Raw genomic sequence first — 22,807 nt, forward strand, 5'->3', positions numbered from 1 at the left:
CTGGTCCAGAACTTCACGGCGCTGAGCCCCAGTGGAAGCCCCTCAAGGGTCACCGCAAGGCTCGAATGCATCAATATTCCGCATGTCGTGTACGTTTGGGGTTTTCCGTCCAATCTTCGAGAGTTGCTTTTGGGGATGCGCTTAATCATCCCGATCAGATCCGGGCGCTCCCTTTGATAGGTGAATTCGGTCGTATCATGCAGAACAAGAACAGGCCCTTTCGCAGCCGCGATACGTTCCCGCGTCGATTTAAAATGACCAGACAGGATGTCGGCCTCGCTTACTCGTTCATTGGAGAAGAAACGATAGGCCGCCTTGGTATTCGCCCGGTCTTGGCAAACCATCGGAATGCTCTGTCCGATGTCTCCACCAATCTGCTTCAGCAGCATGCGAAATCTCTCGCCAAGTCGAGCGTCCTGGAATTCGCACAGCGCAGCTTCACGATCAAACCAAGTCACCGCGTCAGACGCCAAACGATGGGCGTTCTCATCCCGGGCGCGTGAAGCCAGTCCCATAGAGCACCTCTTCTCGAATCAGGTGCCCATCAAAGAATCACAAGTGATTCTGGCGACTCAAGTTTTTCGGCTCAGTGCACCTCAAAAAATGTGGGTAATCGTAAGTTTCGTCGTATGCGTACTCAGCTCCTCACGTGAGACACTATGATGCTCTGCGAACACACCGTTTGCGGATCTTCGATCGGCGAGAAGCGCATTTCACTCGGTCGCGCCCTGTTCAGTTGAAGCCGACATTAGCGCCTAAACGGTCCCGCAGTGCCTGCCGACTGATGACAAGATTGTTGAGGTTCAGGTCCGGCGGTCGTGCTGCCAATCGCCTAACCAGTTCCCGGGTACCGTCCACGACAAAGACGCCGCAGTCATAACCGTTCTGCTGCTGTCTTATCGGCGCCTGTTGCAGGTTAGCGTCGAGCCGTCCTGCGAGTTCCGCTGCGGGCCTGTCATTGTATCCCTGAGTGGAGTCATAGTGATAGGCGACCGGCCGGCCCCGATCGCGGCGATCAACCAGCAGCAGCGACCAGTGACTGCCGCGCCGATGTCTATCCGTATCGCTGGCATCGCTTACCGGCAGGAACAGGAAGCCGGCTGTATCATGGCGAACCCAGCCTAATGCTCGTTCGGCGACCTCCTTGGAGGGGGATCGCAACATTTGGGCTATCAGGGGATCCACGAACCGCGTCCGGGCGGCGAGATCCGGATTGTTCTGCTGCAACTCCTGCGCCAAGAGCTCATAGTCCCGCTGGATATGCTCGTCACCCAGCCACTGCGTGGGGTCCAGCACGGGTCCGCTGCGGTGGCCGGAAGAGGCAACGGTAGCTGAGGGGCCGACACCACCCGGGACAGGAGACGGGCGAGGATGATGGAATTGCGCACCGCGGCGTTCTCGCGGCCCCAATGTGATCGAGTAGGTCTCACCGTTGATGGAGACCTGGGTTGGGCCGCTGAACTGGGTCGGCTGGACCCCGATGTTATCCAGGACATCGAGTAAGAAATCCGGCACCGGCTGGGAGCCATCCTGCCAATCCTCGTCGACTCGGTATCGGATGTCCTCAAGCTCCTGAACTACGCCCGACCGCCCGCCGAAGAACGCGGGTTTACCGGGAGGGCTGAGCAGCGGCGCTGTCTGAGCATCGTCTCGCATCTGCTGCGGTGTGGACGGCAGATCAACGAAAGACTGAAGACCGCGGTAGATGTCTGACGACCGAGCTGTCGCGTCTGATGGCTCGGTGAAGAGGGGCGGTCTGCCGGCAGCCCCAGCCACCGGCGCTGATTGAGCATCGTCTCGCATCTGCTGCGGTGTGTACGGCAGATCAATGAAAGAGTAGAGACCGCGGTAGATGTCTGACGACTGAGCTGGCACCTCTGATGGTTCGGTGAAGACCGCCGGTCTGGCGGTAGCCCCACCCACCGGCGCTGACTGAGCATCGTCTCGCATCTGCTGCGGTGTGTACGGCAGATCAACGAAAGAGTTGAGACCGCGGTAGATGTCTGACGACTGAGCTGGCGCGTCCGACGGTCCGGTGAAGACTGGCGGTTTGGCGGCAGCCCCACTCACCGGCGCCGATTGAGCATCGTCTAGCATCTGCTGCGGCGTGTACGGCAGATCAATGAAAGACTGAAGACCGCGGAAGATGTCTGGCGACTGAGCTGGCGCGTCCGATGGTCCGGTGAAGAGCGGCGGTCTGGCGGCAGCCCTACCTACCGGCGCTGACTGAGCATCGTCTCTCACTTCCTGCGAGGTGTACGGCAGGTCAACGAAAGAGTCGAGACCTCGGTAGATCGCCGACGACCCATCTGGCACCGCTTCCGGCGTCGGCCACTGAAAATCGTACGGCAGGTGCGGCGACCACGTTGAGTTCGACTCGCCACGCCGCGGCTCTCCACCCGCCTGGTCAGGGGAGACGCCCAGCGCAGCGTTCGCCTCGACGAGCCATAGGTAGCTCCGAAGACGATCGAAGCCCATGTCAGCGTTTTGACTGGCTTTTTTAAAGTCCGTGTGATCGTCGTTCAACGACTTTTGCTGCTCACTGGTGCCGGTGAGTCGGCTCACTATGCTCCCTCGCCCCTTCCTTTGGAGCCAAGCACCGAATCTTCGTTGGTTGCCGGCCAGATCTTGAACAACTTTCCTCCGGCTAGTCTCCTCGGGTTTGAGCATGCTCAGCTCTGCCTCTTCCAGGCCATCAATGATGCGGGCGTCATCGGGATAAAGATGCAATGTGGGCGACGGAACAGCATGGCCGCTGGGCTCCCGAGACGCACCGGCTCCGGAAACGTGCTCGGCATCGCCAACCTTGTTTAACGCGAACAATAGAAGCTCGTCCTTCGGGAACAACTTCTGAGCGAATTCAATCCGGGCAGCGTGGTCCAGCCCGGATATCGAGTAGCCCGCAAGATTAAGCGCGTTAGAAAATCTGCGAAGACTACGATCATGACGAGCAGCGCTGCCTGCCGTCATGCCACTGGCATTAAGCCGCTCTGAGAGGGGCGCGTCGTCCGCTGAGGGGATCGTGCGCGGCCGCCCGCCAGAAGCAGAAGCGACATAGCTCGGATCACGATACGCACGAAGGACACTCAACCCTTTCTTCATGTCTTCGTCCTTCGGGAAGTAAGTCTTGACGTGACGGACCAGGGACTCGTGGTCCCCCAGAACAATCGTTTGGCGATGAGCGCCAAGATGATTTCCAAGTCGGCGAAGCGCCTGAGTATAGCGCTTAACCGTCTTCTGGTTTGGCTTTTTCTGAGCCGCATATTTGGCAATCGCCTTATCGATAATGCCCCGATCTTCTGCAGAGAGATGGGGATGGGGATTGTGGTTGCGGCCGCCACCGGAGACAGGACCCCGATCGGGTGGGCGCGCCTCGGCCAAGTGCTGCTCAAAGCCCTCTTGCCCGGCATCGCCCCCCTGGTGCTGTTCCAAGACGGCGTGCTGCGCCTGGGACCAAGCCGTTACATTGGATGGATCGAAATTGTACGGGTCCACGCTAGCCTCACGTCCAAGAAATCAATTGAGCTGATCCTATTATGGATAGGCTTTCCAGAAGCTGACGAGGCCGTCGCGCGTGAAGCAATGCATCTCCACATCTGCAAAACGAAACTGCCCCGCTCTCAATCGTCGCGGGGCTTCATGGGTTTCAGGACCCGCCATCCTTGCCGCCGATGAAGCCTTCCGGCGGCATCGGAGCCGACGACTCGTCATTGCTCTGGTAGCAAAACGGCATACCGGCGGCTCCGCACTTGTCCGCGGTCGATCTTCTCCCGGCTGGAAGCGTATGCGACCGGTCGGTTCAGCGGCCATCAGCTGCGCAGGGTGCAGCGATTGCTGAAGAATTGGCGATCAAAGGCCGCTCGACAGCTCATCAGCAGCGCAGCGATCAAGCTAGCGGTCCAAGCTTCGTGTCTTAGGATCTAATCTCGACAGGTTCTTTCGTCGAATCACCGCAAGCCGCTCGCTCGCTACGGCGCTCTGGAGGGCACGCTTTCGCGGCAGCTGATTCAGGAGAGACTACGGTGCGCTTCGGTAACATTGTCATCTGAGGCAATATGAGTGGGCAGCTTTCCATGGCACGTGACAATCTCGTCATAGCAACGGCGCCGGCGCCAGGTAGGCCTGGATGGCTCGAGAGGCAGCCTTGAGCTGGCCAGGGCGCAATCTGTCAATCGAACTTGTAGGAGGCCTGGAAGAACGTACCCCAACGCTCCATGCTGTACTCCCGAATGCTAGCAAGTGATTGATGCAGCCGCTTTCGCAGTGCATGGAGTAGGCGTCCTTTTTGGTCTTCCGCATGGCCGAATAGCGGCCACCAAGCCGAGGCTGATATTGTCGGTGTTGAAGTAGGACAGCACGCCTTCAAGCTGGAATCCGCCGCCACCACTGCCGTGTTGTTGAGAAAACGTGGTCACGGGGCGCGATAGATGATGGTCCCGCCGGCGCCGTTCCATGCCATCGCTCGGGGATGGGCTGGCCCGAGCCTCCTGGCCATGATCATGTTCGAAACTCTCGCTCAGCATCAGCCGCTCAACCGACAGGCCGAGCGCTACGCTCTGGAAGACGTGAACATTGGCTCGTAGACAACCCGTTGCGCCGCGCCGTCACCGACACCAAATCGTGGCCATACCTCTTCCAATGTCCAACGGCGCCGAGCGCCTGTCGAGACCACTTCCAATCGGGAGACTTTCGAAATAGGCGTATGGTCCGTCATACGCCTATGTCTTCATCCTTCATCATACCGCGCAAGGCGGTCCTCACGCTGAGCGATACGCCGATTGAGGGCGACTGGCCGCATCTGCGGATCGACGCCACTGACGTTGAGGTGCGCCAGAATAGTCGCATCGTGTCGATCGCGGTGATCATCGCCGTCGGCGTCGATTGCCATGGCCGGCGCGAGGTGTTCGGCATGGACATCGGCCCCTCCGAAGCCGAGACGTTCTGGGGTGCCGCATCCAGCTCATGCGCAACGCGCTGGCGAATGTCGGTAAAAGCTTCCTACCCGTCGTCTCCGCTTTCATGGCAACCGTCTTTAGCAAGGTTGATGCCGAGGCTGCAGGAACGCAGTGGCGGACGTCGCCGACCAACTCCGCCCCAAGCTGCCCAAGCTCGCGGGCTCCATTGACCGAGACTGAGACCGATGTGATCGATTACATGACGTTCCCGCCCCAGCACCGAACAAAAAGCACTCTACCAGCCCGATCGAGGGCCTCAACGGCGAGATCAATCGGCGACAAAGGTGGCCGGCATCTTCCCAATGAGGACGCCATCGATCGCCTCATCGGTGCAATCCTGCTCGAGCAAAATGACAAATGGACCGTCCAGCGCGCCCGTTACATGACGCTGGAAGTCATCGCACCGCTGAGTGATGATCCCACCGTCACCCTACCGGCGATCGCCCGCTGACCTCCCCGGCACCCGCCGCTGAACGCGGTGACCCGCCGCCAGTTGCACCATGACATGGGACACGATCTCATCGTATCATCTGCGTGACACCGGCCACAATATCGAGAAACGAGGAGTCCGTGAACAGTAAGCCTAGATCGGATCCCGTTTTGACTGGCGGTTTACGGTTATTTTGGCCCGCATGATGCGCTGACGCCCTTCCATTTTACGAACAATGCGAAGACACCGGGCTCGCTGTCCGCCGATGAAGGCGATCGAATCTCTCTGGGCCGCACGGGCGCATATGTTCGTGCTCGAGAAGAGACGGGTCACCTGTGACATCGAGGTATTCGACATCGTCCGACACACCGCCGACATCTTCCCGAGGACGCGACCGGCGGCATCGAGTAACAGTGAACGGCCGTTCGTTGGCCTGTTGTCGGATCACCTTCGAGCTTGATCGGATGGGCTCGGCTGTCGTCGAAGTCGCAGAGATAATGGATCGTCTTTCGTGAATGATGTCGCAGAGGCGCGCCTTGCAAATATCGATGGGATTCTGCTGACACCTTCTCGCGGCATGGCATATGCGAGTTTCACGACCTCTTTGAAGGGATCGGCTTATGTCTGTGCTTGACGATACCCTTAAGTCGGACGTCCGCTGGACAAATGGGTGGGTTTCAGACAGGAGGGCATCGACCCACACCGGCCGCTTTCGTTTTGTGAATGGCGTCGGGTTCGTCAGCTTTCGGAAAGCTAGTCCGTGTACAGTGACGTCGAAGTTAGCGGCGCGTGGTAGGGACAGCGTTTGCCCTGTGTATGCGTGGGGCTTTTGGGCGCCGAGTCACGTTTCTGCTAACTTCAACCAGTGCGGCGTGGCAGGGACAGCATCTGATCCACCAGCTGACCAGCGCCGAGTCGCGCCCGCGCTGCTTCCGGTGTGAGACTGGGACCATATGTAACCACCGGACGACGTCTTCCAGATCAAGCTAATAGCCACCTTGCGGCCGCTCCGCGGAAAGGGGGCTCCGGGCCGGAAATCAGAAAATTGTTAAATGACCTTGTAGGCGGCTCGGTGCAACGTTTGATCGTTAGGCTTGGAACGAACACAATGCATAGTGTTATCACTGTCGCTTCCGGTTTTGAGATCTTCATCAGATCCGGACGTCAGCGGAAGCGCAGCGACGAGGACAAGGCGCGGATTGTTGCGGAGCTCGTGGCGAGCGTCGACTCGGTCGTGCGCTGGTGCGACGGCACGCATTGTCGTCGACAGCAGCTGTTTGGCTGGATAGGTCCGTAAAGAAGTGGCCGGCGACGATTCCGAAGCAGACGATATACAGCTTGCGCCGGCCGTGTTGGATGCGTGATGCCCGCCCTTAGCCCTGAGCGTAAGGGCTAAAGGCGTCGAAACCCACGAGGAGCTTAGCCAGCTTTCAGGCAAGCTCTAACGGGCCAACGGTCCTGCTTGAGTGCAAGCGCAGCCCATTCAGGCTTCGACGCGCGAGGGCACGAGCTCACCGGCCAGCCTCTCTCCGAACATTCTCCCCTCGCTGCACTACTCCAGAGAGCTTCCGTCGAGCGTGCCACTCCACCGTCCGAAGGGCCGCGGTGAGCTCCGCTACCACGTCGGGCGCACGTTCAGGGCACCACAATCCATGTTCCCTGCCGTGGTTGCACTGTCGGAGGCGATGCGGCTGTCCGGCATCGATCGCGAAAGGATCCACGCGCGGGCCTCGGCCAGGTCTGGTTGCAACCTCCGAAACACTCACGTCATCCTTGGTGTGACGACAGTCGAGATATCATGTCGGTTCGGGTTCCTGTAGCGGTCGGCGAGACTTTTGAACAACTCACCCATCTGATCTGACCGAACAGTAAATTCCCCATAATTAGGATCAAAGAGGGTCGTCATTCCATTCGATGTCGACGTTGCGATTGTGTGGGCGCCACCTGCGGCGAAACGCAAGCGGACCAAATAGATCGACCCATCGTCAGTGACCTCATTCACGATCTGGTCAATGCGCGAAGATGTACCAAACCGATATCGCGTCTGTTCAGCGAACGGCTCTAGGTCGGCTTCGCGTAACATCGTACTTTTTGCCTGAAGGTTGTGAGACCCTTCCGCCCTATCGCTGCGCAACAGACTCTTGAGGTCTTCATACCGCTGTTGCCGCATTGCCGCTGAGCTGGGATTTTGAGTCCCCGGGCGCTGCGCTCATCCGGGATGAAGGGCTGCTCGGGATATTGAGGAGCCACTCCGCTGCCAATTCAACGCAGATTCCGTTGACATTGGCCTCGGGCAATTCAGCAGTCCTGTGTTCGAACAGAGGACGGATAGGCATCGCTGGAGAGGATGGATTTGAGCTGGAGGACAGAGGGTATGTGCTGGGGTCCGAGGTGCTTGGACTGTAAATGATTGCATCTGAGGTATGTGGCTTGCTGCAGCAGAGCCCCATTTTGTCGGACAATTCCCCAGATGGCGGGCTCTCCCGTCGAGCGAGATCCGTCAATGTTTGAGCAAATTCGTAACTGTCCACCGACCGACTCGGTTCGTCAGCTTGATTAGGGCGTGTGGATCGGCCACTAACTGGATTATACATGCCGGTTCGCCTGCTTCTTCAGCGTACGTTTCCTCAGAGCGAGCGCGGGCTGCTTACGCTCTGCTTGCGAATGTTATTCGCGGCAAGCTGATGACGAGCTGACAACCAGATAAGTTGGCGAAGCTACCGCCCCCCGCGCCTAATTAGTGTCTCGACCGTCTCTGCGAGCCCCGCTCCAGGTGCGGGGTAGTGCCGACGAGCTCATGACCGTCGCACAGCGACGGCAGGCCGACCTTGTGCAATTTCGGATGCAGTCAGGGTGGTGGGGCGACAGCGTCTTTGTCAAATTGAATTCGACCGTCTCGTTGGCCTCGATCTCACCATCATCGCGTTATGCCGGCGGTCGGCGCACACTTCTCGCTCCAAAGAGTGCGCAATTCGCGTCGTGATCGCCCAGTGATTGCCTTGTAGCCGGCCGTGGGCCCGGCGAGAGTTTGTTGTTGCTGCCGAACCGCGTTCAGCATGGCTCCGCCAGCTTTACCCGGATCAGTGCACTGTTCGCTGCTCCTAGTTGATAGCAGCTAATTCAGGCTCAGCCTCCCCGCGCACGGTAACGGGCGATCGATCCTGACATATATCCGCTTATGACGCCTCAATTCGGCGGCGCCGAATCGGTGCTTCTGCAGCCGCTCGGCTCTCCTTCCGCTCGGATATCACTTCAGTTCATCATGCTGTCGCGCTCATCCGCGCGAACAACATTGCTGCGTCTGAGGGCCCTAATCCAACGATGCCTACAAAGCTCGGCGGCGGCATCGGGATGTCCCGATGAGTGGGTCTCCACAGGTGAAGGCAATATCGGCTGTTATTCACATACTGCGAATGTGGCGGATGCAGTTGCATGACGCACTCCTCTTCATCCCAGAACAGGTCTTTGACAAAGCACATCTCTTCCCAGTTCGGACAGCGCCGCGGCGTCGAGACAGCGACATGCTCCCAGCCAGGACGGACGAATCCACTTATCTTTAGTTCACACCCGCAAGGCCCCTGCACAAAGAACACGCCGCAAGGGCCTGATCCCGGAACCGTAGCGAATCGGCCGTGTTGCACGCGGCCGGCCTCCAGCTTCTCTATCATTTGCGCTCGCACGCCCGCTCCTTTGCCTTTCGGATGGCCTTGAACTCGACGCAGATGACGTTGTCTCGCAACTCGTCAACCGGCTCGATCCTCGGCCGAGCGCTTCTATACCGCTCTTCAGTGCACCATCTGAGAAAGCCGCAGATGTCCATCATCACTCGTTCTCCTGTTACAGTCTTCTAACGCTCGCATTGTGGGCCGAACGCTCTCAGCGGGCCACTGATTGCCTGAGTATAAGCGGTAGTACGATCCGGGCGATGGCGAATTAGTTCGCCGATTGCACCTTCCCGCTCATAATGCAGCTCTGTCATCAAGCCCCTCTCACGCGAAGCGTCTTACTCATCGCTGCCGGCCAGTATTGGTCGCACCATCGCCGAGTAAAGCGCGCATCAGCAATACTAATGTCCGCCATCGCTCTCGCGCGCTTCAAGCAAGCGTTAGTGCCCATTCATGTCATGGCGACCGGCTTGAGCACAAGAAACTGGCGGCACCTCCTCTTCAATGAATTGGTCGTTATCATGGCATGCTCCGTATAGTGGGCCTTGACATTCACATTCCATGATGGCTCGCAAAGCCAACGATGTCACCAATTGATGCTTTGCGGCGATATTACTGCTTGGTGAGATCGTACCTGATCATTCACGGCTTTCTCGTCCAGTCTGAATAGTGCCAAGGCGCCATCTATGTGAACACGATTGAATTTTACGGCGGCGAGTCGCACCGGAGCCGCGGACGCCTGGCATGAACTGTCTTCGAGCTGATAACATCCAGCGGGTCGCCTGCATCTCGGTGTCTCTTCGTAAGCTAACGGTCAGAAACAATGATTAGTCGATCTCAATCAGGGCGACCGTCGGCAGATCTTCCCGCGTCACTACGATGCAAGTCCTAGCTCATTGTTCATGGTATGGCGCTCGCGTAGCACTGAGCCTTTTGCTGCCAATGCGGGTGTTGTCTTTCAGACATGGACGTCGCGAATCTGACCTCTGGCAGCGACTCTGCGTCCCCAAAAGCCCGACAGACGGGCTTTTGTTTGCATCAAGGCGGTGCCGACACTTCTGCGTCGTGGCATGTAGATTGCTGCGGTGACGGAAAGCGACCTTAACTGCACCGACGATACACGAGATACCATCGGCCGGATGCTCGCCGCGCAACGGACAACGCTTCTAATACTCTCCTTATGAAAGAGGACTGCGAGCTTATGAGTGGTACGAGGCATGCAAAGCCCAGCACTTTTCGGTGGACCAGCGCGACGTCTGATGAGATGACGCATTGGCGCGCACCAAAGCACCCACCGATCAAGCATTACGGCGCCGATTGTCGCTCCCGGCAGGCGCAAAGGAGGTGGAACCTTTGGCCGCTGGCCGCACTCCTCATAAATGCGCTGCTTTGGGCCGGACTCTACTGGATCATCGCAGCGTTTTTCTGAAACAATCTCGCGGATGGCAGAGGCGCGAGGAGCTTTCCGACACCTCTCGCACGCCGCGGCCGCACCGCAATGCGCACGTTCAATCGGTACGTGGAGACACCTTTCACAGACTTGGTTCCAGCGCACACTTCGCGCGACTACCTGGAAATCCACCCCTTGGACGAACGCAAAGGAAATATTGAGCCATGAGATATCTCGAATTGGCGAAACTGTTATGCCATTGCAGCCGCGACCAAGTTCCAGACACTGACCTGCAACAGCTCAACGTCCCCGCGCGGATGGCATCCGGGCCTCCGCGTTAACTGCGACGCATTGACTGCAAATTGAGGTCTAGGGTTGCGCATTTTCGTGATATGAAAATTACCTTTCGAGAAGCTGACTAAACAAGTAGGCCTGAAGGCGCGTTGGGCAGGGCGGACTGCTCCGCCTCCACGTATATGTCGCGACCTGGAGCGCGGCACAGGACGTCAGGATGCCCCGCCCTACGGTGCCCCTCAACGTCGCTTCCAGGCACTGACTTGCTTGCTGAGCGACATTTGCGTGGCCATTGGGTCGGGTAGCGATCAACAGGCTGGGCCTTTTGATGATCCGCAGCGACGCTTTACAGCTCTTCCTCGTGCCACCTATCGTCCTCGTCTTTGTGCATCTGCCACACGTGGGCGCGCCGGGCCAGCTTGTCGTATTCCACGGCAATTTTGAGCAGCCTGTCTTTGGCTTTTCCGTCAGCGAGCGCTTCCGCTTTCTTTCGCGTTGCTTCCGCACGGCCTCGCCAGTGGTCGGGTTGGTAGAGTTTGCTTTTCAGATTCATGCCGAGAGCATGCAATTCGCAGATCAAAGAAATGCGACACCGGCGCTCCGTATAATCACGTAACAGCGACGCTCGGGGCCTCGGTTGCCGAAGCGGACAGTCGCATGCACAGCCGTTATTCTGAAACACCACAGCGCGCGTTGCAGCCGAGGCTCGTAGGAAGAATGCACAGCCCCGACATTCTCAGACGGTCGGACGCACGAAGGGGCTTGAATCGCACGTAGCGTTAGATTGTACGATCCTCGACAAGCGGGAACCACGTCCGACAATCCAGACCGTTCCCGGACACGTCATGAGAATTTCGAATGTTTCAAACATCTAAACTCACCTGGCGCGACTCGATCAGGACGATAAGATCCTCCGGGTGCATCTTTGTCCGCGCTTCGTCGGAGCTGTTCCTGTCGCGGCTGGACGAAATCGCGCGTTTCGAGCTCTGCACGGCAGGCGCTACCATCACCGTGGTCTCACCGGAACGGACGCAAGACGGAGGCTCCATCCCAGATACCCCACCCAACGCCTTCATAACGCGGAACACAGGCGCGATTACACCAAACATAGTCTCGGCGTGCGCCATCATGGTTCGCTCTGAACGATCGAATGCATCATCAACAGTGGCTTGAGCGGACCTGCGCTTTTGCCTGCTCTCTCTGCCTCGCGATAGCTGGGCCGGCCCTTCAACCCGGCGTCGCGCCGGCTACGGCGTCATTAGTCGGTTGGCGGTAGGCTGAGCCAGAGTACCTAAGCACAAGTCAGGCCCAAGCAATGCGTCGCGACATCCAGGCATGCACCGAATCACTGAAGCTCCGGAATGATCACTTGCTGGGCCAGCTCAGCCGCCAGTGCTTCCACTCTTCGTGGTGCTCCGCCGCTACGGCAGGTGTCATTTCTGCCGTGCCGGACAGATGACCAGCAAACGGACCGCAAAAGCGGAAGAACGAGTATGTCGGCACCGTACTTAAGCAGTTCCGGCCTGTTTCCCGGTTGACAGGTCATGTTGCGCTTCGCGCAGGAACAATAATAACGCAGCCACACGGACTTGAAGGGATATCATGACTCAAAATCAACGAACTCAGTTGACTTCGCGCCTCACAATCTACCACTGCGCCAGCGCTCTTGTCGTCGCAATGACAGCTGTAATCCCCGGGCCGGTCAACGCGCGCGATCAAGCGCCGACCGCAGAAGAGAAAGAGGCTTGCATGGAGGACGTATTCCGCCTTTGTAGCAGCCACATACCAGATCGCGCCGCTATCACTGCCTGCCTCAGATCCAAGCAAGCGAGCCTCAGTCAGCAATGTCGCTACGTGATCTCCGTGCGAGACACTGGCAAGAAAAGCAGCGACTCGAAGTGACGATGTGGCGACCTGTTCGTTTGCCGTATCCGCAGAAGTGGTCCCAGCGTGACCTGCAGGACGCTCACCCGAGGTTAGGTGACGAGCATGGCTCGCCTACAATTGACCAACGCTCTGGTAATCGCGCTTGTCCAGATAGGCGAATGCACAAATTTCCCTTCGACGCGGTTCTGATTGCCAATAAGAGTGAGCTAGCCGCAATTGCGGACCCGGATTTGCGAGACCGCCGTCGGCGAGTTCCTGGTATCCGCGGCTTTCCTGACGCGACCGGTCCGCGAAGCGGCCGGCGCCGTGCCCGAGCATCACGCAGCACTCGACAGTTGGCGCGGCGCCCTCATGCACACCAGCATGTCGGGCAGCACCAGCGATTACTTCGCAAGCTCCCATATCCACGCAACTGCGATTGCCCGCGGTGTCGTTGATGGCTTCCACCAACCAGCGAAGACCTCGATCGACCGAGTAGCCTCGAGCCGCCCGCTTTTGGTGCGTCTGAACTCTACGAGATCACTCCAAAGTGACGCGCGAGCGCAGTTCGACATACGAGAGATCATCGTTCGTCTGGTCTATGGCAGCCGATTTCAAGAATACCAGCCGCGCTATGCGACATCAGTCGTGTGCGGCTTTGCGCGGCTTCATGGATATCAAATCGCGATCCTTGCCAATAATGGCATGCTGTTCGGCGACAGCGCGCTAAGGGAGCTCATTTCATTCAGCTGTGCGACAAGAACCGGACGCCCCTGCTCCTCCTGCAGAACGTCAGGGGCCTTATGGTTGGCCGCGAATATGAAACGGCGTGGGATCACCAAAGACGGCGCCAAGCTGATCATGGCGGTGTCCGGAGCGTCCGTGCCGAAGTTGCTATCATTTGTAATAGCTCGCACGGCGCAGCAACTTACGCTATGTCGGGATGCGCGTTTGATCCTCGAATCGTGTTCAGCTGGCCGAATTCTCAGATAGCCGAGATGGGTGCCGAGCAGGCACGCCCGAGTTCTCGCCCACGTCAAGGCGAGACAATTGGCTCGCGCGGAGGGCGCCTCTCGGAGCTGGGAATTGGCGGCCATTCGAGGGCCAGTTCTTGAAGAATATCGCGAGAGGTCAAGTTCCTATTATGCGGCCTCGGAAATTTGGGACGACGGCTTCTTGATCCGGTCGATACTAGAACTGCCCTCGCAATGGCATTGAGCGCTTCGCTCGACGCGCCTCAGTACGGCGTATTCTGCTGTAAGCCAGGACCGAACATGACCGGCTCACCGCCTCACGCGGGCGGATCAACGGGACGCGTCCATCGCTCTATCAAGGCCACCCTCATTTACAATCAGGTGGGGTTATTTTGTAAAGCCAGCTGAGATCGGGCTCGATCAAGCCAGTACCGATGGCCTCGAAGCAGGTAGAGGAAGCCGCTTTAACGCTTCACCACGGCGGCGCCGGAAGGCTACATGGCTTTGAAGGATGCGGTGATCCGGCCGAAACCGCGGTAAAGAGGCCGCTGCGGACGCGGCAAGCGGGCGAGAGACAGTGTCATCGGTCTTGCGACAGGCAACTGCAGTATTCTAACTGGCCGACGATCTCCTCTCAACGGCACCACCGAAATGGAGAGCTTGACCCTCACGTAGCGTCAGGTTGTAGCCTCGCCAAGTGTGCCCACACTCAACCGACTGCCGCCTCAAGCGTCAATGAGGCCATGCCGCGTGGGGCGGGCCGCTGCATCAAGGCAATCGGTTCCGGGTCTCTTCAACGATGTCTCGCTGAACGGAAGAGCTCGAGGTTTGGACAGGGAACGTGTAAAGTTCGATGGAAGTGCTTAGATCGATCATCGGCAAAGTTGCCACGGGCGCCACTCTGACGCGTGAGGAAACTGCGTCAGCCTTCGACAGCATGATGTCGGGTTACGCAACTCCCTCGCAAATCGGTGCCTTGTTGATGGGGATGCGAGTCCGGGGCGAGACGGTCGAAGAAGTCACGGGCGCCGCCTCGGCGATGCGGAATAGAATGCGGCGGGTCGAGGCGGCATGCGAACCCGTCGGTCTCGCTAGCACGAGCGACACCCTGATGAGTTCGGTCAACGTGTCGACCTGCGCTTCCTTCATCGTCGCCGGGGCCGGCATTCCTGTCGCCAAGCATGTCAACCGCGCTGCGTCTTCGGGTTCAAGCGCCGCAGACGTGTTGGCGCGCCTCGGTGTGAAGGTCGATCTCAAGCCTGAGGCCATCGCACGTTGCGTGCAGGAAGCCGACATCGGCTTCATGTTTGCGTTAGCCCATTATCCGGCGATGCAGCGCATCGGGCAGATCCGGACCGCAGTTGGAACCCGTACGATTTTTAATCTGATCGAGGCTCTGTGCAACCCGGCCGGGGTCAAGCGGCAGATCGTTGGGGTATTATCTCCCGAATGGGTGCAGCCTCTGGCGTACGTCTTGAAGAACCTTGGTGCCGAGTCGGTATGGGTTGTTCATGGCTCGGACGGGCTCGACGAAATAACCCTCACCGGCCCAACGTTTGTTGCTGCGCTTGAGGCGGGTATAATCCGCACCTTCGAAGTGACGCCGGAACAAACCGGGCTCCGCCGCCGCAACGACGCGCTGGAGAGCAGCGATGCGGAGGCTAATGCCGTTGCGCTGAAAAATGTGCTTGATGGCGTACCGGGTCCATTTCGCGACGCCGCGCTTTTGAACGCGGCGGCGGCGTTGGTCGTGGCCGGCCGGGCCTCGACACTGCAGGAGGGCGTAGCACTTGGACAAGAATCACTTGATCGCGGCGCCGCGGCCGCTCGACTGAAGCGCCTGATCGCGGTTTCAAACGCCTGACAGTCGAGCTGGCCGATGTTCCAGTATTGCGACCAAGTCTGCTACTCACGAGCGCGAAAATCTTGCAGCCACGAATGCACGTCACTTCTGCGCGATTTCAAGGAGCCTGCCCTGCCTGCGCTCGCCCTGACGAAAACAATTCGCGCTGAGCACGGGGCGCAAGAGCCAACTTTCTCGTCGACGAGAACCTGTTGCAGATCGAGTTGCCGAGGTGAGGATCCGCGATGAAGCGCGCTGCGCGCCAAAGGAGACAATCGATAATGTCCTGGCAGAGGATTGAAACACTCGGATCTATTGCAGTGATAGAACACATCATTCGGAAGTTTCGGGAATTGATCGACACAGATAGCTCAATCCCGGCGGAGCTGCGGGGTGCGCTGCACGCGACGCTCGATGAGCATCTTCTCGAGGCAAAAAAACGTATTCTCCTAAAAGTACATTAGGTGCGTCGATGCCGTCTACATGCGAAGAAATTCTGGCAGGCGCGCGCCGGTACCGCAATCGGCATCCCGTCCGCACGGGCCCCAGCGAGGTTCCAACCCAGCTGGTGGGATCGCGACCACCGCTCCATGTGCACTGGCGCGTCGCCGCGCTGCTCAGCGCGGTCTGCTGCCGCTGCGATCGCCATCCGGCGTAACGCGCCGAGATATTGCACGTCCGTCAGGTCATAACGGTAGCTGATCCAGAGGACATCGAAGTCATACCCGGTCTCAATCCGAGCCTACTCGTCACGCAATTTCGATACCGGGTACCCCATTACAGGCCCAATAGGGATCAAAGTCGTCTCTGGGGTGGGGTTCAACTGCAGAAGGCTGATCATGAGCCACCAGTTCTCTCCTGCGATTCGGGATATGCCGTCTATCCAACCGGCAGAGTTCCGCCATGCCATGCAAAGCCTGGCGAGCGGTGTCGCCATCGTGACGACCGGGGCGGCAGCCGGACGACGTGGACTGACGATGAGTTCTGTGACGTCCATCTGCATGGAGCCGCCGTGCCTGGTCGTTGGCATCAATGCCCGCTCCGACGCACATGATGAGATCCTTGCCAACGGCAGCTTTGGAGTCAGTGTCCTCCGCAGTGACCAGGAGGACCTTGCCCTGCGTTTTGGCGGTGGGGAGGGGGCGAAAGGCGTTCAACGCTTCGATACCGCGCCCTGGGATCAGGGCGTCCTCGATGTACCGCTATTGCCCAATGCATTTTGCGCGCTCGAATGCGTTTTGTATGACCACAAGGTGCTTGGCACACACACCGTCTTTATCGGACGAATTATCGCGGCCCGACAAAACGATGGAAATCCATTGATCAACTTCCGGGGCGCGCTTCGTACCTTACTCCTTGACTGAGTGCGGTTTTTGCGGAGATGCCGGCGGGAGAGCAGAACGCTCGATGGCCTCAATCCCAGGTCGCTTCTAGCGACAGTCATCGAACAAATACCCGGGCTGCGACTGGTTTCACAGATTAGAGCTCGTATTGAAAGGTCTCATCAGCTCCGGCGATTTCGGCGCTTCGCCTGTCGTGCGATGCTGGCGCCGGTCTGCGCTACCGCGTCGAGACGGTTGCTGGTTGGGCCGACGAACAACGGCAAGACGATGATCGTCGAGAAGTTCCGGCGTCAGCCATACTCCTGTCGCAGCGATCGACGCCGAAGATGGGCTCGTTAGCAGACCTGTACTCAAGATGCAGATGCCGGCCAGTCCCGATGAGCGGCGTTTTTTTGGTGCAATCCTCGAAGAACTCGGCATGGGCGAATGGCCAGGGGGCACCATTGCTGCGCAGCAGAGATTGGCGGTGCGCCTGATGCGGAAGGCGGATGTGCGGATGCTCGTAATCGATGAGTTACACAACGTTCTCTCGGGATCGCGGACCCGGCAATGCGTTTTGGTGAGCAATTGCCCTTCTTGCTCTCGTGATCTGTGGGCTCATTGGTTGGGGAGCCAGAAGCCCCGCGTAGTCGGTCATTGCGACCACTGCGACTTCAGATTGAGCAAGGCCATTGCTCGGCCAGCCCTTCGCGCCGCCGCTGGATTGCAGGGCCGGCTGTTGAAGCTAAAACGAACCGGGGCCGAAATGCCGCCGCTCGGTTGGATCGACTGGTCCACGTTCCCCGCGATCGCCGATCTTGGCATGTACGCCATATGGGTGGACACCGCCGATCATGCGCGCGAGACCGTGTTCAGCCGCATCGTTCGCGACCTTGGAATGAAGCCCGATCAACGCTTGTTCATTGAATGGCCGGCGAACTACGGCTCGTTGGTGATGATGACGTGTATGCTTGCAGACTGGCCGAACCGGCTTCAGCAAACGTTGCACGACCTCCAGTCCCTCAACATCGACGGTATCCTCTAGGCTTGCTTCGCGCCAAAGAGCGCCCCCCAAGGTGCGTCTTGCCGCCACCCGGCTTTCTTGACAAGCTTGAAGATGCACTTGGTGTCCGCGGGTTCGCCGGTCGGCTTCTCGTCGGCGGCCGAAGGGGCGGGTTAGGAAATAGGGGCGTTCGGACGTGCTATTGCTGACTGCTCCGCTTCTCGAAAGTTGTCTTGCCGGGACTCGGACGTTGATCCGGCTGAGCGTCACAGACGGAACGTGACCGGCGTCCGCAGCATATACTTTCAAATTGAGATTGGTATGGATGGTTCGCAGTTCAATCCTCCGCAGTTTGACCCATTTGCCCCAGGCTTGCGCAGCAGAAAATCCCGTGTCGGTAGGGCAACAGGCGCACGGCGCGAGCCTAAGTGAGCTTTGAGCAGCAGCTGGTAACCCACGTTGCTGAGGAGCGTGGTGAAGGATCGGAGCGCGGGCCCGCGGCAAAACCCGTCAGTCACTCGGGGGCGGCGCACGGACCAGAACCGGGACCGAATAGCGGGAGCCAGCAGCCCGCGTTTACACTGTACCCAGTGTGCAGGTGGAGCAAAGCGCGCTCGCTCCGAACCGTTTGCCGAGGACAAGGAGCTCGTTTCCACCTCCCAAAAGAGGCCACCGCAATCGGTAAAGCGGAACTCTCCACCGCCACTGCCTGAGAAACTGCCAACATTTCAGAGCTGAAGATCTCTGCAGCCGCCTGGCGCGACGCAGCTCTCCTGGTGCGACGGCAGACGAGTGGTTTGCGAGCCCTCAAGCGCTGACAATGTGTGGAAAGATCGTGGTGATTTGAATCGTCGGCATGGATGAGCATTCACGGTGTGTTGGTTTCTCAGCCAGGGATCCGCGCACTTCGTATTCCGTATGTGTATGTCCGATTGCCGCCTCAATGTCGTAAATCCGACAGGAGCTGCCGGAGCAACTCCGCACGAAACGCTGTACGTGGGCATGTTCTTCTCGTCCAACAAGGCGCGGTCGAGATTTTGTGGGTGGCACGGCGGTTGCTAAAGAGCAGAGAGAACACCGGAGTGGGGTGGATGAAGATTGTCGCAGGCGGACTTTAGTGTTCACACGGATGAGACTGTTGCCAGTTCCAACAGACGGCTTGCAAGACGCGGCTATTGCGGACGCGCGATTCACCACGCCTCCCGCGGCTACAGGCCAAGCCGCTGCCCCATCCCAAGTCACACCAACGTGCTTCAGTAATGAAGCGAAGCACCCGGACCCGGACAGAATTTACACAAGCGCCAAGGACAAGAACTTACACGAGCTCAAAGAGACCTCTGTGGACATGCTGGATGTCATCGGAATTGGGATCGGCCCATTTAACCTCAGTCTTGCAGCGCTTATTGAACCTACTCCGCTCCGCGCACTTTTCCTGGAGAAGCGAGACGCACTTTTCTGGCATCCAGGCCTTGCGCTGCCGAACAGTCGCCTGCAGGTGTCGCCGCTCAAGGATTGCGTGACCCTGGTCGATCCTACTAGCCCATACTCATTCCTCAACTATTTGGCACTGCATGGTCGGCTCTACAGCTTTGTCAACAAGCGCAATGCTTCAACGTCCCGGCAGGAGTTCATTGAGTATTACCGGTGGGTCGCAGGGCGACTCAATACGCTCCGCTTCTCCGAGGACGTCACGGATGTTGTTCCGTTTAGGGACGGCTACCGCATCAGCACGAATACAACCACATACTTGGCGCGCGCTGTTGTTGTGGGCGTTGGCGTAGAGCCCAAGATGCCCGCCTGTGCCAGAACTTTGCTATGTGACACTGTCTACCATGCAGCCGACTATCTCGAGCGGCAGCTACCGCATGCAGCCGAGCATGTGCTCGTCGTGGGAGGTGGTCAGAGCGGGGCTGAGATTATCGAGGACATTCTTACTCGTTCTGTATCCACCCAGATCACGTGGGCGACGTCGCGTTCGAACTTGTTTTCCATCGACGACAACAGCTTTGTGAACGAGGCTTACACACCCGCCTATAGCCGTCGCTTTCACGCTCTACCGCTTCAGAAACGCCGGGACATAGTCGAGGGCGAGATGCTTACGAGCGACGGTATTTCTGTCGATTTGTGCAATCGCCTATATGAAATGCTGTACGAACGCAGCGTGGATGGCACGCTGGCCGACCGTTTTCGTGTGCTGTCCAGCGTAGTCGTGAAAGACATCACGTCCCACAAAAAGCGCTGGCGAGTAGATCTAGATGAGATCGCAACGCAACGAAATAGCTGCATCCTCGTCGATCGTATCGTGCTTGCTACAGGTTTCCAGCCACGTACGCCGCCCTTCTTGGAGGCCCTCCTCGAGGGTGCGTCCATGGAAGATGGCCTGCCCGTACTCGGCCCGGACTACGCAGTCCGCTTCGGTCGGCACATGCCAGGACCAATATATCTACAAAATCAAAGCCGCGTGCAGCACGGATTGCAGAGCGCCAATCTATCTTTGGTCGCGTACCGCAACAGCCAAATTATTAATAGCCTCCTCGGCCGACCGTTCTATTTGAATACATCCGACAGGCAGATGATTCAGGTTTACGCACCTTCGGACACGCCTGAACGAGACGCCGGAGTGGTTGCGATGCGATCAACCCGACAGGGATTGGGTAGCACATGAACGGCGGCTCGACCTCACCGCTGCGGGGCCGGATTGCGGATGGAACGGCCAACGCCGCCGACGAGCTTTCAGGCACGCTCGACTGTCGCGCCTTTGTACCATTTTTGATTGCCTCCATTGTCATTGCAGCTGCTTACGGCACTAGCTTTCTATTGCCGGACTACATGCATGCACTCGAAACGGATAGTCGAGCCGCGGGTCTTATTATTTCCAGCGGCGTCGCTGCCACTCTCGTTTCCTGTTGCTTGGCAGGGCGGCTGGCAAAGTGGATAGGCCTATTACCCACGTTGACTGTCGCATCGCTGTTTATGGCGTTAGCCATGCTGGCTTTTGCCGGCGCTGCCCTCGATACGCGAGCGGCGTACGGTGGGGGACTAATGGTAGGCGCTGCTTGGTCAGTGTTCTTCATTCTGGCACCGCTGCAGATCATCCGCCATCTACGGCCCTCAGCCCGTATTCAGTATTTGACGATCTTATCCGGATCACAAATGGCTGGCCTCGGCCTAGCGGCTCCACTTGGTCACTTGCTCGCAAAATACACTGGTTCGCTGGCCACGATTTATGCGGTGCTTGCGATTGCGTGCGTGATCGCCGCCGCCTGCGTAGACCTTACAAGACGCGCGATGTCGAGGCTATCGGCACTGGCTATGCCGGATATCGCAATTACATTGGCTGCGACTACGACACTGCTTCAGAAGTGCACAACACTCCCCATCGCCATGATTGCGATTTCAGCCTCCATGTTCGCGGGGCTGTCAACATATCAGAGCGCGTATTCCGCATCACGTCACTTGAATTCCGATCTGTTCTTTCTCGTTTTTACTGCTACGAGCGTGGTACTACGCTTCTCAGTCGCTCACCTCATGGGCAACCTGCCGTTACGCCGATTGGCGCTCACGCTCATCCTACTGACCGCTGCGTCTCTGGTACTGTTCCTTCTCAACGGTGGCAGCACCTCACTCTATATTGCGGCCACTGTCCTCTTTGCCGTCGGCTATGGGTTAAGTTATTCAACCTTGAACACGATAGCCGTCAATCTCGCCGGCGAGCACGGCGTCTCCGTGCCCACTACCTCGCAGATCTTTACCCTCGCATACTTCCTCGGGCTCTTCGGCTTTCCCATGGTCGGAGGGCAGTTGGTCCGTGGGTTCGGCCCTGACGTGATGTTGCTGAGCCTATTGAGCACGACCGCTCTTAATGCGGTCCTAGCAACCCGCCTCGGGCAAAGCACAACTGATCCGTCTCATCTCAGGAAGGAGCTCACACATGCTGACTGAGGCACAACAATCGAAATGGCATAAGGATGGATACCTTCGATTGGAAAAGTTTTTCGATCCAGCCACGCGCGACAAGATCTCTCGTTACGTTGAGGAAGTTGCACGTTGGGATGTAAGCGCCGACAAGTGGATGTTGTGGTTCGAGAAGACGAGTGACAGCCGGAAGATTATCTCCAAGGCCGAGAACTTCTTAGACTACCATGCCCCTCTACGGGAAGCGCTCCTGGCCGATGGGCGCATTCGTATAGCGGTCGAGACACTCTTGAATGAGAAGACACGGATGTTGAAGGAGCTTCTGATCTTCAAGTATCCGGACAGCGGCGGATACCGCCCTCATCAGGACATCTACCATATCCCGCACAAGATACCCGAACGCATGGTGCACGCAATTGCATCCATCGCCGTGGACGACTCCGACCCGGGTAACGGTGGGCTCTTCTTCACGCCAGCTCGCCATAAGGAAGGAATGTTTCCGATGGATGCCGGCGGCGTGATTCACCCGGAGATCGCCGAGACCTTCACATCGGAGCCGGTGCAATTGAAAGCTGGCGATGTTTTCATTTTCGACGATTATGCGCCTCATTACTCCTTGCCAAACAAGAGCGATCGGTCGCGTCGTGCGATTCACTTGGTATTCCAGCGCGCATCCACTGGGGGGCCGACACGCACCGAATACAACCGCATGAAGCGCGCCTACAACCCACCAGAGGAAGCGGTGGCGGATATTGAAAACCTAAAGCTTCCCAATGGCATATTCTATCGCGACTGACAGCCACGTTTGAGGAAGACCAACGTGTACACGACGCAGCCCGATCATTCTCTGATGCGAACCGAATACGGCGTTCTGGTCTGGCGCCTTTTGGAGCATCTCCCGGAGGGTCTCAGCCCAGCATTTGGCGCTTCAGTCGTGGAGCTCGCTCCAGGCGATGCGGTCGACCCGCACGATCATCAAGAGCACGAACTGTGGCTGCTGATTTCTGGTCGTGGAGAATTCGAAGTCGACGGTCAGGTCCGTGATGTTAGCGAAACGACCTTGTGTTACATGTCGCCACATCAGACGCACACTATCCGCAATATCAGCCAAGACAGCGCTCTCAAGTTTATCTCGATCTGGTGGGATTGA

The 22,807-nt window shown here is 58.2% G+C and carries 15 protein-coding genes and 3 pseudogenes; 12 read left to right on the forward strand and 6 right to left on the reverse strand.

Features of this window, described 5'->3' with window-relative positions; genetic code table 11:
• Both OWC48_RS44380 and OWC48_RS44385 read right to left on the reverse strand, forming a co-directional pair.
• The coding region (locus tag OWC48_RS44380; RefSeq protein WP_282525682.1) for a transposase DNA-binding-containing protein at positions 1 to 515 on the reverse strand (515 nt) is incomplete at its 3' end.
• Positions 516 to 732: 217 nt separating this feature from the next.
• Positions 733 to 3,495, reverse strand: coding sequence for a Ulp1 family isopeptidase (locus OWC48_RS44385; protein WP_282525683.1), 2,763 nt, complete (start codon positions 3,493 to 3,495; stop codon positions 733 to 735).
• Positions 3,496 to 4,436: 941 nt separating this feature from the next.
• On the opposite strand from OWC48_RS44385, the pseudogene OWC48_RS47275 reads away from it, so the two are divergent.
• Together OWC48_RS47275 and OWC48_RS44390 are read left to right on the forward strand one after the other, a co-directional pair.
• Positions 4,437 to 4,568 (forward strand): annotated as a pseudogene (locus OWC48_RS47275) (hypothetical protein); the annotation flags it as partial.
• A 152-nt stretch (positions 4,569 to 4,720) separates the two neighbouring features.
• Positions 4,721 to 5,406: pseudogene (locus tag OWC48_RS44390) on the forward strand (transposase).
• A gap of 1,741 nt (positions 5,407 to 7,147) precedes the next feature.
• Here the strand turns inward: OWC48_RS44390 and OWC48_RS44395 are convergent.
• From OWC48_RS44395 to OWC48_RS44405, 4 genes are all read right to left on the reverse strand, one after another.
• Entirely contained in the window at positions 7,148 to 7,555 is a 408-nt protein-coding gene (locus OWC48_RS44395; protein ID WP_282525684.1) for a YopT-type cysteine protease domain-containing protein, read from the reverse strand.
• A complete protein-coding gene (locus OWC48_RS47280; protein WP_368860687.1) occupies positions 7,536 to 7,979 on the reverse strand; it encodes a YopT-type cysteine protease domain-containing protein in 444 nt (147 codons plus the stop codon). The genes OWC48_RS44395 and OWC48_RS47280 overlap by 20 nt, the downstream gene beginning before the upstream one ends.
• Positions 7,980 to 11,080: 3,101 nt before the next feature.
• Positions 11,081 to 11,287 (reverse strand): hypothetical protein, encoded by a 207-nt coding sequence (locus OWC48_RS44400; RefSeq protein ID WP_282525685.1) that lies wholly within the window; start codon positions 11,285 to 11,287, stop codon positions 11,081 to 11,083.
• A gap of 1,445 nt (positions 11,288 to 12,732) precedes the next feature.
• Complete coding sequence (locus tag OWC48_RS44405) at positions 12,733 to 13,071, reverse strand: hypothetical protein (RefSeq protein WP_282525686.1); 339 nt, start codon at positions 13,069 to 13,071, stop codon at positions 12,733 to 12,735.
• Here OWC48_RS44405 and OWC48_RS47285 point away from each other — a divergent pair.
• The 10 genes and pseudogenes from OWC48_RS47285 (at position 12,985) to OWC48_RS44445 (ending at position 22,807) form a co-directional block, all read left to right on the forward strand.
• Positions 12,985 to 13,715: pseudogene (locus OWC48_RS47285) on the forward strand (carboxyl transferase domain-containing protein). The gene OWC48_RS44405 and the pseudogene OWC48_RS47285 overlap by 87 nt on opposite strands.
• A 712-nt stretch (positions 13,716 to 14,427) precedes the next feature.
• Complete coding sequence (gene trpD / locus OWC48_RS44410) at positions 14,428 to 15,438, forward strand: anthranilate phosphoribosyltransferase (protein WP_282525687.1); 1,011 nt, start codon at positions 14,428 to 14,430, stop codon at positions 15,436 to 15,438.
• A gap of 260 nt (positions 15,439 to 15,698) precedes the next feature.
• A complete protein-coding gene (locus OWC48_RS44415; protein ID WP_282525688.1) occupies positions 15,699 to 15,881 on the forward strand; it encodes a hypothetical protein in 183 nt (60 codons plus the stop codon).
• Between the two features lie 375 nt (positions 15,882 to 16,256).
• Entirely contained in the window at positions 16,257 to 16,781 is a 525-nt protein-coding gene (locus OWC48_RS44420) for a flavin reductase family protein (RefSeq protein WP_282525689.1), read from the forward strand.
• Positions 16,782 to 16,958: 177 nt separating this feature from the next.
• Entirely contained in the window at positions 16,959 to 17,099 is a 141-nt protein-coding gene (locus OWC48_RS47290; protein WP_368860688.1) for a TniB family NTP-binding protein, read from the forward strand.
• Between the two features lie 22 nt (positions 17,100 to 17,121).
• Positions 17,122 to 17,784: a TniB family NTP-binding protein gene (locus OWC48_RS44425; RefSeq protein ID WP_368860689.1), complete on the forward strand. Its 663-nt coding sequence runs from the start codon at positions 17,122 to 17,124 to the stop codon at positions 17,782 to 17,784.
• 1,303 nt (positions 17,785 to 19,087) lie between these two features.
• Entirely contained in the window at positions 19,088 to 20,407 is a 1,320-nt protein-coding gene (locus tag OWC48_RS44430; RefSeq protein WP_282525690.1) for a lysine N(6)-hydroxylase/L-ornithine N(5)-oxygenase family protein, read from the forward strand.
• Complete coding sequence (locus tag OWC48_RS44435; protein WP_282525691.1) at positions 20,404 to 21,684, forward strand: MFS transporter; 1,281 nt, start codon at positions 20,404 to 20,406, stop codon at positions 21,682 to 21,684. Before OWC48_RS44430 ends, OWC48_RS44435 begins: the two co-directional genes overlap by 4 nt.
• Positions 21,674 to 22,453: a phytanoyl-CoA dioxygenase family protein gene (locus OWC48_RS44440; protein ID WP_282525692.1), complete on the forward strand. Its 780-nt coding sequence runs from the start codon at positions 21,674 to 21,676 to the stop codon at positions 22,451 to 22,453. The genes OWC48_RS44435 and OWC48_RS44440 overlap by 11 nt, the downstream gene beginning before the upstream one ends.
• Before the next feature lie 24 nt (positions 22,454 to 22,477).
• On the forward strand, positions 22,478 to 22,807 hold the full coding sequence (locus OWC48_RS44445) for a cupin domain-containing protein (protein WP_282525693.1): 330 nt from the start codon (positions 22,478 to 22,480) through the stop codon (positions 22,805 to 22,807).

It is taken from the genome of Bradyrhizobium sp. Arg816 (genome assembly GCF_029989365.1).
Lineage (GTDB): Bacteria > Pseudomonadota > Alphaproteobacteria > Rhizobiales > Xanthobacteraceae > Bradyrhizobium.

What these genes read in the sequence shown, in the direction of transcription:
- OWC48_RS44440 (WP_282525692.1), top strand. Translation starts at nt 21,674, where the DNA reads ATGCTGACTGAGGCACAACAATCGAAATGGCATAAGGATGGATACCTT.
- OWC48_RS44400 (WP_282525685.1), bottom strand. Translation starts at nt 11,287, where the DNA reads ATGAATCTGAAAAGCAAACTCTACCAACCCGACCACTGGCGAGGCCGT.
- OWC48_RS47280 (WP_368860687.1), bottom strand. Translation starts at nt 7,979, where the DNA reads ATGTATAATCCAGTTAGTGGCCGATCCACACGCCCTAATCAAGCTGAC.
- OWC48_RS44415 (WP_282525688.1), top strand. Translation starts at nt 15,699, where the DNA reads ATGTCCTGGCAGAGGATTGAAACACTCGGATCTATTGCAGTGATAGAA.
- OWC48_RS44395 (WP_282525684.1), bottom strand. Translation starts at nt 7,555, where the DNA reads ATGCGGCAACAGCGGTATGAAGACCTCAAGAGTCTGTTGCGCAGCGAT.
- OWC48_RS44435 (WP_282525691.1), top strand. Translation starts at nt 20,404, where the DNA reads ATGAACGGCGGCTCGACCTCACCGCTGCGGGGCCGGATTGCGGATGGA.
- OWC48_RS44430 (WP_282525690.1), top strand. Translation starts at nt 19,088, where the DNA reads ATGCTGGATGTCATCGGAATTGGGATCGGCCCATTTAACCTCAGTCTT.
- OWC48_RS44425 (WP_368860689.1), top strand. Translation starts at nt 17,122, where the DNA reads ATGCCGGCCAGTCCCGATGAGCGGCGTTTTTTTGGTGCAATCCTCGAA.
- OWC48_RS44420 (WP_282525689.1), top strand. Translation starts at nt 16,257, where the DNA reads ATGAGCCACCAGTTCTCTCCTGCGATTCGGGATATGCCGTCTATCCAA.
- OWC48_RS47290 (WP_368860688.1), top strand. Translation starts at nt 16,959, where the DNA reads ATGCTGGCGCCGGTCTGCGCTACCGCGTCGAGACGGTTGCTGGTTGGG.
- trpD (WP_282525687.1), top strand. Translation starts at nt 14,428, where the DNA reads ATGGAAGTGCTTAGATCGATCATCGGCAAAGTTGCCACGGGCGCCACT.